We start from the raw sequence: 14924 nt of genomic DNA on the forward strand, positions 1-14924 counted from the left end.
CCCGTGCGTCCGTTCAGAGCTCCCTGACCGAGTCCACGACCGTGATGAGCGGGGCGTAGAGCCGCATCACCGCGAGCGCACGGTCGTGGTCCTCGTCGGTCCCGCCGGCGCAGGCGTCGGCCACGACGGTCACCGTCGCACCGGCGTCGGCCGCCGCCAGCGCGGTCGACAGCACGCAGCAGTCGGTCGAGACCCCCGTGAGCACCAGGTGCGGGTGGTCGCCGACGACGGCCTGGAGGCTCGTCCCCCACTTGCCGAAGGTCGGTTCCGTCACGACGGGGTCGTTCCGGTCCGCTGCCGCCGACGCGAACGGCTCGGTGAGCGCGTACAGCGGGTCGGCGTCCGGGACCAGTGCGAAGGGCCAGTCCCGGTAGTACGGCACCCACGCACCCTCGGGCTGCGCCGGAGCCACGAAACGGGTGAAGACCGTGCTGCCGGTGAACCGCGGCAGGAGCCGCTCGATGCCGGCGCCGGCGTGGTCGTACCGCGGTGCGGCCCACGGGTTCTCGCCGGTGAAGACCTGCTGCATGTCGATCACGACGAGCCAGGCGTCGTCGGGGATCTCCGCGCTCATCGCAGGGCGTCCGGGGTGCGCAGTGCTTCCGGGGTTCCGAGTGCTTCCTGCCGGCGGATCGACCCGCGCGCGAACAGCAGCGTGCCGAGGAACCCGACGACCAGGGCGACGAGGACACCGAGGTTCGCGTAGGCCCACGGCCCCTCGCGGCCACCGAGGCCGAACGGGCCGAGCAGGTAGCCCTGCCAGTTGAGCCAGGACGGGACGCCGTAGGTGTTCGTCACCAGGCCCCACCCGAGCACGGTACCGAGCACGACGAGCGCGATGGGCAGCCACCGGACGTCGCCGTAGCGCCCGCGGCGGTCGTCGAGCTCGGCTTCGGCGTAGGCGCGTCGACGGAGCAGGACGTCGCCGACGAAGATCCCGGCCCACGCGGCGATCGGGACACCGAGGGTCACGAGGAAGGCCTGGAACGGCGAGATGAAGTCCTGTGCGAAGAAGGCGACGTAGACGGCACCGGCGACCATGATCACGCCGTCGACGCCCGCGGCGGCCGGACGCGAGATCTTCACGCCGACGCTCAGCAGTGCGAGGCCCGACGAGTAGATGTCGAGGACGGCTCCCCCGACGAGCCCGAGGATCGCCACGATCGCGAACGGGATGAGGAACCAGACCGGGAGCACCGTCGTGAGCGCGCCGATCGGGTCGGCTCCGATCGCGTCGTTCAGGTCCGGTGACGACCCCGCCAGCATCACGCCGATCACCACGAGGACCGCCGGTGCGAGGGCACCGCCGAACGTCGTCCAGCCGACGACCCCGCCCGTCGAGGCGTTCCGTGGCAGGTACCGCGAGTAGTCAGCGGCGGCGTTCACCCAGCCGAGTCCGAACCCGGTCATCACGAGGACGAGCGCCCCGATGACGTTCTGCCCGCTGCCGGACGGCAGGGCACCGAGCGCTGCGAAGTCGATCGTCGGCGCGGCGAGCACGATGTAGACGACGGTCAACACGGCGGTGACGACGGTGATCACGGTCTGCAGGCGCATGATGACGTCGAACCCGGCGATGCCGGCTCCGACGATCAGTGCGGCGACCACGACGAGCGCGACGATCTTCGTCAGCACCCCGCCGTCCCAGCCGAGCTCGGTGAACACCGTCGAGGTCGCCAGGACCGCCAGCGCGGCGAGCGACGTCTCCCACCCGACGGTGAGGACCCAGCTGAGGAACGACGGCACCCGGTTGCCGCGGACCCCGAAGGCCGCGCGGCTGAGCACCATCGTCGGCGCGGACCCGCGTTTGCCGGCGATCGCGACGACGCCGCACAGCAGGAACGAGAACACCACCCCGATCACCGAGACGATCGTCGCCTGGGCCAGCGAGATGCCGAAGCCGAGGACGAAGGAGCCGTAGCTCAGGCCGAGGACGGAGATGTTGGCGGCGAACCACGGCCAGAACAGCCCCCTCGGGGTGCCCTTCCGGTCGGACTCGGCGATGACGTCGAGCCCCTGGCGTTCGACGGCGCGAACCTCGGGCGGGTTCGTGGCGGCTGTGCTCATGCGCTGAGCGTAGTGGCTCGGCAGGCCTACCCGAAGAGGTTCACCGGACGAACGATGTCGGCGTAGATGAGCAGGGCGCTCATGCCCGCCAGGAGCACCACGACCACCATCGTCAGCGGCATCGTCTTCGCCAGGTCGATGGGCCCCGGGTCCGCCTTGCCGACGAGCTTGAACGACCGTCGCTTGATCGCTTCCCACAGCGCACCCGCGATGTGTCCGCCGTCGAGCGGCAGCAGGGGCACCATGTTCAGCACGAACAGGCCGATGTTGAGCGAGGCCAGCAGCCCGAGGATCGTGTACGCCTTGTCGACCACGGGGACACCGCTCATCGACGAGACCTCGCCGATCGCACGGCCGACGCCCACCACCGACACGGGGCTGTCCTGCGACCGCTCCTGGGCGCCGAACGCGGCGTTCCACACCGCGACCAGGCGCTGCGGCAGGTCGATGATCAGGTGCGCCGACGCCGCGATCTGGGCGCCGGTCGCGGGCAGCACCTCGGCCGGGGACTGCCGCACCAGGGACTGCCCGATGCTGACGCCGACCACGCCGACACGCTGGGTCTTCGTGGTGCCGTCGTCGTTCTTGACGACCTTGCCCTCGGCGTCGTAGACGTCGCGGGTGGCGGTCGTCGGGGTGATCTCGAGGGTCTTCCGGGCACCGTCGCGCTCGACCACCACGGTGACCTGCTCACCGGCGGACTCCTGGAAGACCTCGGAGACGCGGGTGATCGTGGGGTCCTGCTCGCCGTTCACCGAGAGCACGACGTCGCCGGACTCGATGCCCGCCTGCTTCGCCGGGGACACGGCGTCGCCGGGCGAGCACTCGGTCGTCCGGCTGTTCGGCAGCACGCACCCGACGCTCGACGTGAAGGTCGTGGTCGGCGCCCCGAACCCGCACAGCAGGACACCGAACAGCACGATGCCGATCACCAGGTTCATGGCCGGACCCGCGACCATCACGATGATCCGCTTCCACGGCGTCAGGCGGTAGAAGGCACGGGAGTCGTCGCCACCGGAGTCCGCGATCTGCTCGGCGCTGGCCTGGCGGGCGTCCTGCACGAACGCGCCGTACATGCCGGTGTTCGTGATGGCGCTCGCCCGGCCCGAGGCGCGCGGCTTGAGCATGCCGACCATCGAGATGTACCCACCGAGCAGGATCGGACGGATCCCGTACTCGGTCTCACCCCGCTTGAACGACCACATCGCCTTGCCGAAGCCCAGCGAGTACTGCGTCACCTTGACGTTGAAGAGCTTCGCGAAGGACAGGTGTCCCAGCTCGTGGAGTCCGATCGAGACCAGCAGGCCGATGATGAAGACGACCACGCCGAGGACGAAGAGCAGGACGGATTCGACGGTCACCGGGAAAGAGTACGGGACTGATTCCATGACGGAGCCGAGCGCCGTCTGAGAGGTGATGTGGGCCTCCCCTCCGTCGCCGTCCGCGGTCTGCCGCCGCCGCGTCGGACGGGAGGCGCGACTCGCGTCAGCGGGTCAGCGCGCGGTCCGCAGCGGTGCGGGCCCACTGCTCCGCCGCGAGCACGCCGTCGAGTGACGGCTCCCCCGCGGTGTGCTCCTCGACGATGCGCTCGACCGTGTCGACGATGTCCAGGAAACCGATCGCGCCGGCGTGGAACGCGGCGACGGCCTGCTCGTTCGCGGCGTTGAACACGGCCGGGAACGTCCCACCCAGCTCGCCCACCCGCTTGGCGAGGGCGACGGCGCTGAACGCGTCCTGGTCGAGGGGTTCGAACGTCCACGTGCTCGCGGTCGTCCAGTCGAGCGGCACGCCGACGCCGGGCACCCGGTCCGGCCAGGCCAGGCCGAGTGCGATCGGCAGGCGCATGTCCGGCGGCGACGCCTGGGCGATGGTGGAACCGTCGACGAACTCGACCATCGAGTGCACGATCGACTGCGCGTGCACGGTGACGTCGATGCGGTCGTACGGCACGTCGAAGAGCAGGTGGGCCTCGATGACCTCGAGCCCCTTGTTCACCAGGGTGGCGGAGTTCGTCGTGACGACGAGCCCCATGTCCCAGGTGGGGTGCGCCAGCGCCTGGGCGGGGGTGACGTCGCGCAGCTGCTCGCGGGTGCGCCCGCGGAACGGACCCCCGCTCGCGGTGAGGACGAGCCGCTGCACCTCGGTGTCGACGCCGGAGCGGAGCGCCTGCGCGATCGCGGAGTGCTCGCTGTCGACGGGCACGATCTGCCCGGGTGCCGCAGCCTGCTGCACGAGGGAGCCGCCGACGATCAGGCTCTCCTTGTTCGCCAGGGCGAGGGTGGCACCGCTCTCGAGTGCGGCCAACGTCGGACCGAGCCCGACCGAACCGGTGATGCCGTTGAGCACGACGTCGGCCTCGACGCTCCGGACGAGCCGTTCCGAGTCGGCCGCGCCGAACGCGGTGTCGCGCACGCCGAAACGGGCGGCCTGCTCGGCGACGAGGCCGCGATTGCTGCCCGCGGTGAGGCCGACGACCTCGAACCGGTCGGGGTTGCGGGCGACGACGTCGAGCGCCTGGGTGCCGATCGAGCCGGTGCTGCCGAGGACGACGATGCGTCTGCGGGCCGGACCGGTGCTGCCGAGGCGGCCGTCCGTCACGATCAGCCCTTGGCGAGGATGTCGACCACGAAGACGAGCGTGGCGTTCTTCGGGATGCCCGAGCCCTCCTGCGGGTTGGCGCCGTAGGCGTCCTCCGGCGTGGCGACGATCAGGACCTGTGAGCCGACCTTCTGCCCGACGAGCCCGGTGACGAAGCCCTTGATGAGCGCGCTCTCCGACACGGTGAAGGTGGTGGGGACGCCCTTCGACCACGAGGAGTCGAACTCCTTGCCCGTGTCGTAGACGACGCCCTTGTACTGCACGAGTGCGGTGTCGCCGTCGGCGATCGCGGAGCCGTTGCCCTGCTTGAGCACCTCGACCGTGGTCTTCGTGGGCGCCTTCACGCCGTCGGGGATCGTGATCTCCGGCTCGCCGCTCGACTTGTCCTTGACCGTGGGCAGGGCCGGATCTTGGTCCTTCGGGGTGCCGTTCGCCTTGGTGGGGGTCTGCGCGACGACGTCGGCGACGACCACGATCTCGCCGCCGGTGTTGAAACCGAGTGCCGAGGACTGTCCGACCGCGGCGATCCGGTCGCCCACCTTCGAGCAGGCGAGGAGTGCGCCGAAGCCCGACCCGCCGACGGACAGGACCTGCGGGTTGCCTTCGTCGAAGCCGACGGTGCCGAGCTTCTTGGCGTCCGACGTCTTGTACACGCTGTAGGACACCTGCGCGTAGTCGCCCTCGTCGAGCGCCGCACCCTTGCCCTTCACGAGCCGGGTGGCCTGCGGCGTCTTCGCGGACAGGCCCGAGGCGAACTTGACGGTCGGGGCCTTCGTCCCACCGAACGACCCGGTCGCCTCGACGGCGTCGGAGGCCTTGCCCGGGTCGGGGCAGGAGGTGATCGCCGAGGCCGTGGCACTGGCCGACGGGGTCGGCGAGGCCGAGGACCCGTTCGAACCGGAGCCGGAGCAGGCGGCGAGTCCCAGCACGACGGCGGGGACGATGGCGATCGGGAGCAGGCGGAGACGCTTCACGAGGACCTAGTCTGCCCCACCAGTCGAAGAGTCCCCTGCCAATGACGCAGGTCGGACGACCAGCCGCGGCTCGTGGTGCACCGGGAACGCCACGGAGCGCGCGATGAAGCAGAGCTGGTTGGCGGTGACGTGTGCGGCTTCGGCGTCCGCGACGCGATCGGCCTCGAGGATCGTGACGACCGGGTGCAGGGTCGCCTCGGTCAGTTCACCCGAACCGTCACGGTTCAGGCGGAGCGACGCGGTCGCGGTGTCCTGGTAGTCCACGACGGTGAAGCCCTTCGTGACCGCGACGTGCAGGTAGCTGAGCATGTGGCACTGGGCCAGCGCCGCGACCACCATCTCCTCGGGGTTCCAGCGGTCACGGTCCCCGCGGAACGTCGGGTCGGCGGAGCCGGGGACGTCCGGCTTGCCCGTCGCCGAGACCACGTGTTCGCGGCCGTAGTCGCGGTACCCGGACGTGCCGGTCCCGCGGTCGCCGGTCCAGCTGACGGAGACCTCGTAGGAGTGGTCGTGCACGGGTGCGCCCCTTCGCCTTGGCTAGCATGGCGGCATGACGGTGAGCCCCGAAGTCCGCAGTGATCGCCATCCTCTCACCGCCGACGGTTCCGTCGAGCTGGCGGTGCTCGGACGTTCAGGGTTCGACGAGAGCCGACACGTCGGCGCCGGCGTCGTCGTCGACGCGACCGGCACGGTGATCGACTCCGTGGGTGACGTGACGGCGAGCATCTACCCGCGGTCCACCATGAAGCCGTTCCAGGCACTGGCAGTCCGACGCGCCGGCGCGCTGTTCTCGGACGAGGAGCTCGTCCTCACCACCGCGAGCCACGCCGGGACCGCGGCGCACCAGGCGCTCGCCCTGCACATGCTCGAGTCCTTCGACCACGTCGAGGCCGACCTCGGCTGCCCGCCCGACATGCCGTTCGACCGCGGCACCGCCCGCACGATGGACGGACCCCGCCGACTGGCGATGAACTGCTCCGGCAAGCACGCCGGCATGCTCGCGGCCTGCCGGGTGAACGGGTGGGACGAGCCCACGTACCTCGACATCGAGCACCCGTTGCAGCAGCGGGTGCGTTCCGTGGTCGAGGAGTACACGCACGAGACCGTCGACCTGGTCGGCACGGACGGCTGCGGTGCCCCCGTGTTCCCGCTGACCCTGACAGGGCTGGCACGCGGGTTCGCCGGTGTCGTGGCACGGGCCGACGACGACTCCGCCGCGCTGACCGACGCGGTCCTGGCGCACCCGTGGGCGATCGACGGTGTCGGGCGTGCGAACACGGTCACCATCGAGCGGCTGCAGGTGCTGGCGAAGCTCGGTGCCGAGGGCGTCATGGTCATGGGGTTGCCCGGCGGCGCGGCGGTGGCGGTGAAGGTGCTCGACGGCTCGCAGCGGGCCGGCACCCTGGCGGCACTTGCCCTGCTCGAGCGGAACGGGCTCGTCGCGTCCGACGGCGTGGCCGAGGTGCTCGAGGCGACCGGTGAGCGGGTACTCGGTGGTGGCGTCCCCGTCGGTACGGTGCGCGTCGGCGCCGGGCTGCGCTGATCCGTCGCGGGTGCTGATCTCGGGTCCGCGCTGATCATCCCGGGTCCGCGCTGACCGGGTCGGGGGCGAGGACCGGCAGCGCCGGGGACACGCGGACGGCCCTGTGGCCGTCGAGTCGACGGACGGAGCAGCCGTACCGCGAGACCTCGACGGTGACGTCCCGGTGTCGGGGCGCTGCTCCGAGTCCGGGCACGAGCACCACCGTGCCGTGCGGTCGGCCGTCGGTGCCCATCCACACCGCGACCGAGGTCCCCGACGGGAGGGTCTCCACTGGCGGGATGGTCGGGGTGGTCGGGGTGGTCGGGGTGGTCGGGGTGGTCGGGGACGGATCGTCGCTGCCGGAGCCCGCGGCGTCGAGGAGTCCTGGCGCGACGGCCCACCGCAGATCGTCGTCGGCCCGGTCGGCAGCGACGCGGAGCTGCTCGGCGAGCCCACGGAACACCGCGACGGCGAGTGCTCCGGCCCCGACGACCACGATGTGGGAGCAGGCGTCGACGCGGAGCAGGTTGCCGCCCGAGCCGTGCCCGAGGACGAGTGCCGGGGTGCCGTCATCGTCCTCGAGGGTCGTGCCGGTCGGCTGCTCCAGCGAGCCGAGGGGGTCCGCCGCGGCGGGCTGGTCCGGCCCACGCGGCGCAACGACCTGGGCCGCACGGGTTCCGGTACCCGGCGGCGCCGATCGGTGCAGCACCACGTCGACCAGGGCGCAGCACGCGCCCGCGCCGAGCAGGACGCTCTGCCCGGCACCGCTGATCGGCGCGAGGACACCGGCCACGACGAGCGCGACCGCTGCCCCCACGATCACACAGCGGGCGGCGAAACGGGACATGTCCCCATCGCACCAGGTGCGAACGGCCCAGCGCTGGTCCGCGACGGGATCTGTGGAGAAGTCGCCTACTGCACGAGGAAGAACTGCTCGCCGATGTCGACGCGGGCACCACGCTCGACGCGGTACCGGCGACCGGGCTCGCAGCGGCGGATCGATCCGTCGATGTGCCGGACCACCGTGCCGTTGCCGGAGAACCGGTCGGAGACCCACAGGTCGTCGCCGTCGCGGCCGAGCTCGAGGTGGGTCTTCGACACGGACTTTCCCGGATCGTGCACGGTCAGCAGGTCGTCGTACCGCTCCCCCGGCTGCGGTCGCGGCAGGCGGCCGAGCAGGCCGGTGCCGTGCACCCCGAGCCGTTCACCCGTGCTGAAGTGCAGGACGAACGGCGCCCGGGTCGGCGTCTTCGCGACGATGCGGGTCTCGTCGACGTCGTCGTCGTCGGGCGCCTCGGCTCCGGCGTTCGACTCCGACGGGCTCGCCGGCGGGAGCGGCAGCGCGGGTCCGGTCGCTCCCGGGATCGGGGGCAGCGGCGCAGCGAGGGGCGCACCGGCCGTGGTGGCGGACGGCGCGGAGGACGGGACGGTCACGGAACCGGGCACCGGCGGGATCGAGGTGCGCGGCACGGCGGACGCCTCGGGCTCGCCGACCGGGGCAGCGTGCGCCCGTCGGGCGCGACGGCCCGAACCGGACTGCTCGACCCCGGCGCGGACCGGCTCATCGCCCTGCTCGTCGTGCGCAGCGAGTTCTTCGGCACTGTTCTCGTCGGCGCTGTTCTCGTCGGCGCTGTTCTCGTCGGAGCCGCTCTCGTCGGACTCGTCCGCATCGTCGGCTGTTCCGGACGTCGCAATGCCGTCAGACCCATCGGTGCCGTCAGACACATGGGTGCCGTCAGACCCATGGGTCTCGTCGGAGCCTTCTGCTGCCCAGTCGGGTCGGGTCATCGGCAGGGGCATGACCGGGCCGGTGAAGGCCGCGGTGACCGCCGGACGGACGGCTCCGCACTCGCCGCAGAAGATGTCGTCGGGCTCGAGCCGGTTGCCGCAGACGTGGCAGATGGTCGTCTCGTGCATGCCGGGGGTGACGAGCGGGGCCGGACGCGGCGGCCGTCGGTCGATGAGCGGCTCGACCACGGCGGTGTCCCCGGGCTGCGGGGGCGACACGACGGCGGGCTGGCCGTCGGCGGCACTCGTCTCCGACGCCGCCACGATCACCTCGTCGCGCTCCGGCTCGGAGCCGGGCAGGGCATGCTGTGCGTCCTGTGGGTCCTGTCCGTCCTGTGGGTCGGACGCAGGAGCCGCGGCGCCCTGCTCGGCGACCGGGTCGGCAGGTGCTCCTGGCACCGGCGGAACGACCGGCTCGGACGGCGTCTCGGCAGCCGGGGTACCACGGCCCACCCACCAGGACGGACCGGCGGGTGCCGCTGGGGGTGCGGTGGCGGCCGGCGGTGCCCACACGGGCGGAGCCGTCTCTGCGGTGTGCGGGGGCGCGACGGGCTGCTGCGCCGTCTGCTCCGGACCAGGTGTCGCGGCATCGCGCACCGGGGCCGCGGGCGTCGCCGGGCGACCGGGAGCCGGGGCGATGCGGGTGCGTTCGGGGTCGTCGGCGTCGAGGGGCTCGGACGGGTAGGCGTCGGGGTCGAGAGCCGGCTCCCGATCCGGCTGGCCCGGCGCGCCCGACCAGTCCCCGAGTCCGGATCCGGCGCCGTGCACGTGGGAGGGTGCCTGGCGCGGCGCGAAGTCGTCGGGACGCTGCACCGGCACGGGTGCCGGAGGTTCGGTTCCCCGGCGGTCGGCACCGGTGAGCCAGGCGCGGGTGGCGGGGTCGAGCGTGGATTCGGGCAACCAGGCGTCGGAGGCCGGGTCGGACCGTCGGCCGTGCGCGTCGGGCTGCTGCAACGGTGGCGGCGGTGCCTGTTCGACGGGGGTCGGCGCGACCGGGCGACGGCTCGCCGCGGCGGTGACCGCGCGTCCGCACTCACCGCAGAAGATCGCTCCGTCCGGGAGCATCGATCCGCAGTGTTCGCATCTGATCACGTGGTGCCTCTGTCCTCACTCGGCCGTCCACGACGCTCGTCCGGCCTCTGGACATCGTAGTCGCCGTGCCCCGACGCAGTCTGGCCGTCGGTTCCACGACGCGACCGTGCCGTCGGACGACGCCCGGTTCCCCGCAGCGACCGGAGCGACACGGCGGTGCGGAACCGCTCCCGCCGGGTCCGCCCGGTCCGGAGCGAACCGATCGCGTCGTCCGTCGCCGCCCACATGCGATCGGCGGTGGTCTGGTCAGCGTCGCTCGGACCGAACACCGCACGGTCGGCCAGCGCCGCCAGTCCGGTGCCGCCGTCACCCGGTGCACCGACGACGGCTTCACGCCGGGTGGCCGAACGCCGCACGTCGTGCCCGCGGTCGAGCAGCGCGTCGCGGTACTCGTCCCAGGCACCGACGATGCGACCCCGGTGCGTGGTGGCGTTCCGGCGTCGTCGCCGTCGCAGTCGCTTCAGCAGCACGATCACGGCGAACGGCAGCAGGACGATTGCGACGACGCCGAGGGTCCCGAGGGCCCAGGGCAGCACCGCGAGCAGGATCCGGAGCCAGAGCGGCTGCACCGGCGGCGTGTTCCGGTCACTCTCCGGAGGCGTCTGCTGGTCCTGGTCCTGCTGGTCCACCGGGGGCGGCGGCACGACCGTCTCCGGACGGGTCACCGGCTGCGGGGTCTGCTGCTGCTCGTCCGGGATCTCGCGCACCTCGGGGTTGGGGTTGAGCATCACCCACCCCCACTGCGCGGTGTCCACCTCGATGCGGGCCGTGACGTCGGACCCGCGGAAGGTCGTCGTCCCGCCACGCGCTGCGGTGCCGTCGCTGCCCGAGTCACCCCCGGCCGTGAAGCCCATCACGACCCGCGCGGGGAACCCGATCTGGTCGGCCATCAGCGCGGCCGCCGCGGCGTACTGTTCCTGGTCACCGATCATCAGGGGCGCGGTGAGGAGCTCCTGGACACGGTCGGCACCGTGGCCGGACCGGCTCATCCGGTCGTCTCCGACACCGTGACTGACGTACCCCTTCCGCTGCAGTGCCTGCACGGCGGCGAGGAGCTTCGCGCCGGGTGCCGAGACGTCCTTCGTCGTCGACTCCACGGTGTCCCGCACGGCGTCGGGGACGTCCCGTGCGGTGGGGACGGCTGCGTTCCCCGGCCGCGCGGTGGCCAGCTGCCGTTCCGTCGGTTGGTCGGGCAGCACCGCCGTCAGGTCGTAGGACGTGCCGTCCCCCACTCCGCCGACCACGGCGCCGGTGCCGGTCGACCCGTTGTAGAAGAACGCGCCGCGCTCGTCGTCGGCGTCCTGCCCGGTGAACTCCACGCGCTCCAGGTCGCCGACCGTCGGCAGCCACACACCGCGGTACCCGTCGACCGTCACACCGACGTCGACCGTGGTGCCCCGGACGCCGCGGACGTCGACCGAGGTCGGCACGCGTTCGAAGGTGCCCGAGCCCGCCGAGCCGTCGGCACCGCCGACCCGGTAGACCACGCCGTCGTAGGTGTCGAGCGTCGCGATGCGGACGAACCCGCCCTCGGGCAGGCCGGTCACCCGGAGCTGGGTCGCGTCCGAGGCGGTGGATTCCTCGTAGGCGCGGAACCCGCTGAGCGGACTGACGTAGTCGCGGGGGTCGAACGGCTTCACGACGTCGGTGCGAGCGACGGTGCGGTCGCCGGAGGGCGGTGCGACCAGGCCGAGCCCGGTCGCGACGACCGCCGCGGCCACGATGGTGCCGGTGCCCACGAGCGCGGGTCGGACGATGGACCGTGCGACCGGCACACGGGAACCGATGGTGGTCGCCACGGCGACCGCGCGACGCGCGTGCCGGACCGTCAGCGCCCAGACGAGGGCGAGGCCGACCAGGACGACCGCCGTCACGATCGAGGTGTCGAGCCGGCTCGGCCCGACGACCACGCCCACCGCGAAGAGCACCAGTGCCGGGATGCTCGCGAGTTCCTGCCTGGAGGCGCGGGTCGCCACGCTCACGGCGGTCACCGTCGCCACGAGCAGCGTCACGAAGTAGGGCACGAGGAGCGCTTCGTAGGAGCCGACCGGAAGGCTGATGGTCACCAGCTGCTTCCAACCGAGGGCGACACCGGCGAACAGGTCGAGGAGTCCGCGTCCGGTGGGCAGCAGGCCGTTCGCCTGGCTCGGCACGGCGGCCGGGACCCCGGTCAGCGTGAACGCGGCGACGGTCGCGATCGCCGCCACGGCGGCCGGGAGCCGGAGCAGGGTGCCGAGGAGCGCGACGACCGTCCCGATGACGATCGCGGTGACCGCGGCGGTGATCATCGCGCCGTCCCGGTACACCGGCCACCAGGACGTGCTCGCGACGGCCAGCAACAGCCAGACCGCCAGCGTGCCGCCGGCGAGGCGGAACGGGACGAGCCGGCGGGCATCGCGACGGTCGGACCGTCGGGTCGAGCGTCTCGCCCGGTCCGGGGCCGGGGTGGTCACGGGTGCGGCGCTCATGCTGCCGACGCCGATCGGTGCAGGGCGTGCCGCAGGTCGTCCAGGTAGCCGATGGTCATCACCGTCAGACCCGCGACACGCAGGAACCGCGGCTGGGCCTCCGGCTCGCAGATCACCGCGACGACCTCCACCCCGACGGGGAACCGCGTGGCCGCGAGTCGGAGCGCGGGCAGGCCGACGGTCGAGCCCACGACGAGGAACGCGACGGAGATGCCGTCGGTGTCGCTCCCCACGATCCGGGAGACCTCGGCGATCGGCAGGCACGCGTCGGCGAGGCCGACCGAGGCGAAGTCGTCGAGCAGGCGCGTCGGCGTGACGGTGGGGAGTGTCCGGACGGCGTACACCGCGCGCTTCGCGAACTCCGGCGTGCGCTGGGACACCACGACCGAGACCTCGCGGCCGTCGCGGATCGCCCGCGCGCCGAGGGACGCGGCCGCGCTCACCGCGAGCTCGAACTCCTCGTCGTCGGCGAACTCACCGCGCGCGATGCCGAGCGCGACGACGAGGTGCGAGCGGCGGGTGTCCTCGAACTGCCGGACCATGAGGGCGCCGGACTTCGCGGTCGACTTCCAGTGGATGGTGCGCGGGTCGTCGCCGGGCATGTACTCGCGGATGGCGTGGAAGGCGATGTCCGCGGGCGACAGGTCCGTCGTCGCCTGCCCCTCGAGGTCACGCACCAGGCCGGTGCTCGTCGACGGGATCGCGATGGTGCGCGGGTGCACGATGACCTGCTCGCGGGCGGTCCAGACGAGTTCGCGGCGGACGAGTCCCACGGGATCGGCGCGGACCCCCGTCACGGGACCGACGTCGAGCACCCCGCGGCGGAGCGTCGGGACGGGGACCTGCCGCTCGAAGGTGCCCTGCGGCCCGATGGCCGGGATCGCGACGTCGACCAGACCGGAGCCGACCGGCACCTCGACGGTGGTCGGCACCGACGGCAGTCGCGTGGGGTTCTCGGCCGTGATGATCACGCCGGCCTCGTCGCCGACCGCCACACGGTGCTGCGGCAGCCGCATCCGGATCACCAGCCGCGATCGGCCGATCAAGGCCACCGCAGCGACCACCGCGAGCACGGCGCCGGCGAACCCGACCACGACGATCTCCCGAAGACCGAACCGGTACCCGGCCACGAACGCGACGAGCGTCAGCGCGGCGACCGTCCACCCGAGCCCGGTGACGACGGACGAGACCTCGCCCCAGAGACGCAGGACGAGCCTCCAGGCCGTTGCCCAGAGCCGGACGATCCCGATGACCGCATCCGCTGCGACGCCCTCGCGGTCACCGACGATCCGCGTCCGGACGTTGGTCATGCCGGTGACCGTCCCGGTGCGCTCGTACGCCGTCGTGCCACGACGCGACCGCGTCGAGGACGGACGGCGCGAGCGCGTGGAGACGGGCCGGCGGTCCGTCACGTCGTGACTCGGTCGGCGGGCGGCGGGGTCTCCACCAGGAGCTGCGCGATGACGCTCGGTGCGCTGACGCCGTCGAACTCGGCCTCGGCGTCGAGCACCAGGCGGTGCGCGAGGACCGGGACGGCCAGCGCCTTCACGTCGTCCGGTGTGACGTAGTGGCGACCGCTCAGCGCCGCGAGGACACGGGAAGCGCGGATCAGGCCCATCGCCCCGCGGACGCTGACGCCGAGCCGGACCTCGCTCGCGGAGCGGGTCGCGTCCACCAGGCGGGCGACGTAGTCGGCGATCACGGCGTCGACGTGCACGGTGCGCGCCAGGGCGGCCATCTCGGTGATGGTCGCGGCGGGCACGACGCTCGCCAGCGGGACCGACGCCGACGGAGCCGACGAGGTCTCGAGGATCTTCACCGTCGCGGCGTGGTCCGGGTAACCGATGGACGTCTTCATGAGGAAGCGGTCGAGCTGCGCCTCGGGCAGGCGGTAGGTGCCGGCCTGCTCGATCGGGTTCTGGGTCGCGATGACCATGAAGGGCGCGGCGAGACGGTGGTTGACGCCGTCGACCGTGATCGCGGACTCCTCCATCGCCTCGAGCAGCGCGGACTGGGTCTTCGGGCTCGCACGGTTGATCTCGTCGGCGAGCACGATGTTCGCGAAGACCGGCCCGCGGTGGAAGTCGAACTCCTGCGTCCGCTGGTCGTAGACGCTGATGCCGGTGATGTCGCCCGGCAGCAGGTCGGGGGTGAACTGGATGCGGTTCGTGGTGCCCTGCACGCTCTGCGCCATCGCTCGGGCGAGGCTCGTCTTGCCCGTTCCGGGAACGTCCTCGAGGAGCAGGTGCCCCTCGCTGAGCATCGCCGTGACCGCGAGGCGGATCACGAACGTCTTCCCGAGGAGCACCTGCTCGACGTTGGTCACGATGCGGCCTGCGACGTCGGCGAACCAGGTGGCCTGCTCCGGGGTCATGCTCATGCGGGATGGTCCTTCGGTCGTGGCGGGAGGGCGGC

At 72.3% G+C, this 14924-nt stretch carries 12 protein-coding genes; 1 reads left to right on the plus strand and 11 read right to left on the minus strand.

Annotation, left to right across the window (positions count from 1 at the left end; translation table 11 throughout):
- Positions 1 to 13 precede the first annotated feature (13 nt).
- The 6 genes from ACZZ9K_RS03240 to ACZZ9K_RS03265 form a co-directional block, all read right to left on the minus strand.
- Complete coding sequence (locus tag ACZZ9K_RS03240) at positions 14 to 574, minus strand: cysteine hydrolase family protein (RefSeq protein WP_463443310.1); 561 nt, start codon at positions 572 to 574, stop codon at positions 14 to 16.
- Entirely contained in the window at positions 571 to 2067 is a 1497-nt protein-coding gene (locus ACZZ9K_RS03245; protein WP_463443311.1) for a purine-cytosine permease family protein, read from the minus strand. The genes ACZZ9K_RS03240 and ACZZ9K_RS03245 overlap by 4 nt, the downstream gene beginning before the upstream one ends.
- A gap of 26 nt (positions 2068 to 2093) precedes the next feature.
- Positions 2094 to 3428: a M50 family metallopeptidase gene (locus ACZZ9K_RS03250; RefSeq protein ID WP_463443312.1), complete on the minus strand. Its 1335-nt coding sequence runs from the start codon at positions 3426 to 3428 to the stop codon at positions 2094 to 2096.
- A 124-nt stretch (positions 3429 to 3552) separates the two neighbouring features.
- A complete protein-coding gene (dxr, locus tag ACZZ9K_RS03255; RefSeq protein WP_463443313.1) occupies positions 3553 to 4665 on the minus strand; it encodes a 1-deoxy-D-xylulose-5-phosphate reductoisomerase in 1113 nt (370 codons plus the stop codon).
- A 2-nt stretch (positions 4666 to 4667) separates the two neighbouring features.
- Positions 4668 to 5639, minus strand: a complete 972-nt coding sequence (locus tag ACZZ9K_RS03260) for an FKBP-type peptidyl-prolyl cis-trans isomerase (RefSeq protein ID WP_173034038.1) — start codon at positions 5637 to 5639, stop codon at positions 4668 to 4670.
- Between the two features lie 6 nt (positions 5640 to 5645).
- Positions 5646 to 6155, minus strand: coding sequence for an OsmC family protein (locus tag ACZZ9K_RS03265; RefSeq protein WP_138803592.1), 510 nt, complete (start codon positions 6153 to 6155; stop codon positions 5646 to 5648).
- A gap of 34 nt (positions 6156 to 6189) precedes the next feature.
- Here ACZZ9K_RS03265 and ACZZ9K_RS03270 point away from each other — a divergent pair, with 34 nt between their 5' ends.
- The gene (locus tag ACZZ9K_RS03270; RefSeq protein WP_463443314.1) at positions 6190 to 7182 is read left to right on the plus strand and encodes an asparaginase; all 993 of its coding nucleotides are present in this window, start codon (positions 6190 to 6192) and stop codon (positions 7180 to 7182) included.
- Between the two features lie 34 nt (positions 7183 to 7216).
- On the opposite strand, the gene ACZZ9K_RS03275 is transcribed toward ACZZ9K_RS03270, so the two are convergent.
- From ACZZ9K_RS03275 to ACZZ9K_RS03295, 5 genes are all read right to left on the minus strand, one after another.
- On the minus strand, positions 7217 to 8008 hold the full coding sequence (locus tag ACZZ9K_RS03275; protein WP_463443315.1) for a hypothetical protein: 792 nt from the start codon (positions 8006 to 8008) through the stop codon (positions 7217 to 7219).
- Positions 8009 to 8073: 65 nt separating this feature from the next.
- Positions 8074 to 10041, minus strand: coding sequence for a zinc-ribbon domain-containing protein (locus ACZZ9K_RS03280; RefSeq protein WP_463443316.1), 1968 nt, complete (start codon positions 10039 to 10041; stop codon positions 8074 to 8076).
- A complete protein-coding gene (locus tag ACZZ9K_RS03285) occupies positions 10038 to 12509 on the minus strand; it encodes a TgpA N-terminal domain-containing protein (RefSeq protein WP_463443317.1) in 2472 nt (823 codons plus the stop codon). The genes ACZZ9K_RS03280 and ACZZ9K_RS03285 overlap by 4 nt, the downstream gene beginning before the upstream one ends.
- Positions 12506 to 13819, minus strand: coding sequence for a DUF58 domain-containing protein (locus tag ACZZ9K_RS03290; protein WP_463443318.1), 1314 nt, complete (start codon positions 13817 to 13819; stop codon positions 12506 to 12508). The genes ACZZ9K_RS03285 and ACZZ9K_RS03290 overlap by 4 nt, the downstream gene beginning before the upstream one ends.
- Before the next feature lie 98 nt (positions 13820 to 13917).
- Positions 13918 to 14889 carry an AAA family ATPase gene (locus ACZZ9K_RS03295; RefSeq protein WP_027465773.1) on the minus strand — a complete coding sequence of 324 codons (972 nt, stop codon included), beginning with the start codon at positions 14887 to 14889 and terminating at the stop codon, positions 13918 to 13920.
- Positions 14890 to 14924 lie beyond the last annotated feature (35 nt).

Source organism: Curtobacterium sp. AC268, assembly GCF_979258745.1.

Bases quoted from the DNA above. Each gene is read 5' to 3' on its own strand.
- ACZZ9K_RS03290 (WP_463443318.1), bottom strand. From the start codon at position 13,819: ATGACCAACGTCCGGACGCGGATCGTCGGTGACCGCGAGGGCGTCGCA.
- ACZZ9K_RS03270 (WP_463443314.1), top strand. From the start codon at position 6,190: ATGACGGTGAGCCCCGAAGTCCGCAGTGATCGCCATCCTCTCACCGCC.
- ACZZ9K_RS03295 (WP_027465773.1), bottom strand. From the start codon at position 14,889: ATGAGCATGACCCCGGAGCAGGCCACCTGGTTCGCCGACGTCGCAGGC.
- ACZZ9K_RS03245 (WP_463443311.1), bottom strand. From the start codon at position 2,067: ATGAGCACAGCCGCCACGAACCCGCCCGAGGTTCGCGCCGTCGAACGC.
- ACZZ9K_RS03285 (WP_463443317.1), bottom strand. From the start codon at position 12,509: ATGAGCGCCGCACCCGTGACCACCCCGGCCCCGGACCGGGCGAGACGC.
- ACZZ9K_RS03240 (WP_463443310.1), bottom strand. From the start codon at position 574: ATGAGCGCGGAGATCCCCGACGACGCCTGGCTCGTCGTGATCGACATG.
- ACZZ9K_RS03275 (WP_463443315.1), bottom strand. From the start codon at position 8,008: ATGTCCCGTTTCGCCGCCCGCTGTGTGATCGTGGGGGCAGCGGTCGCG.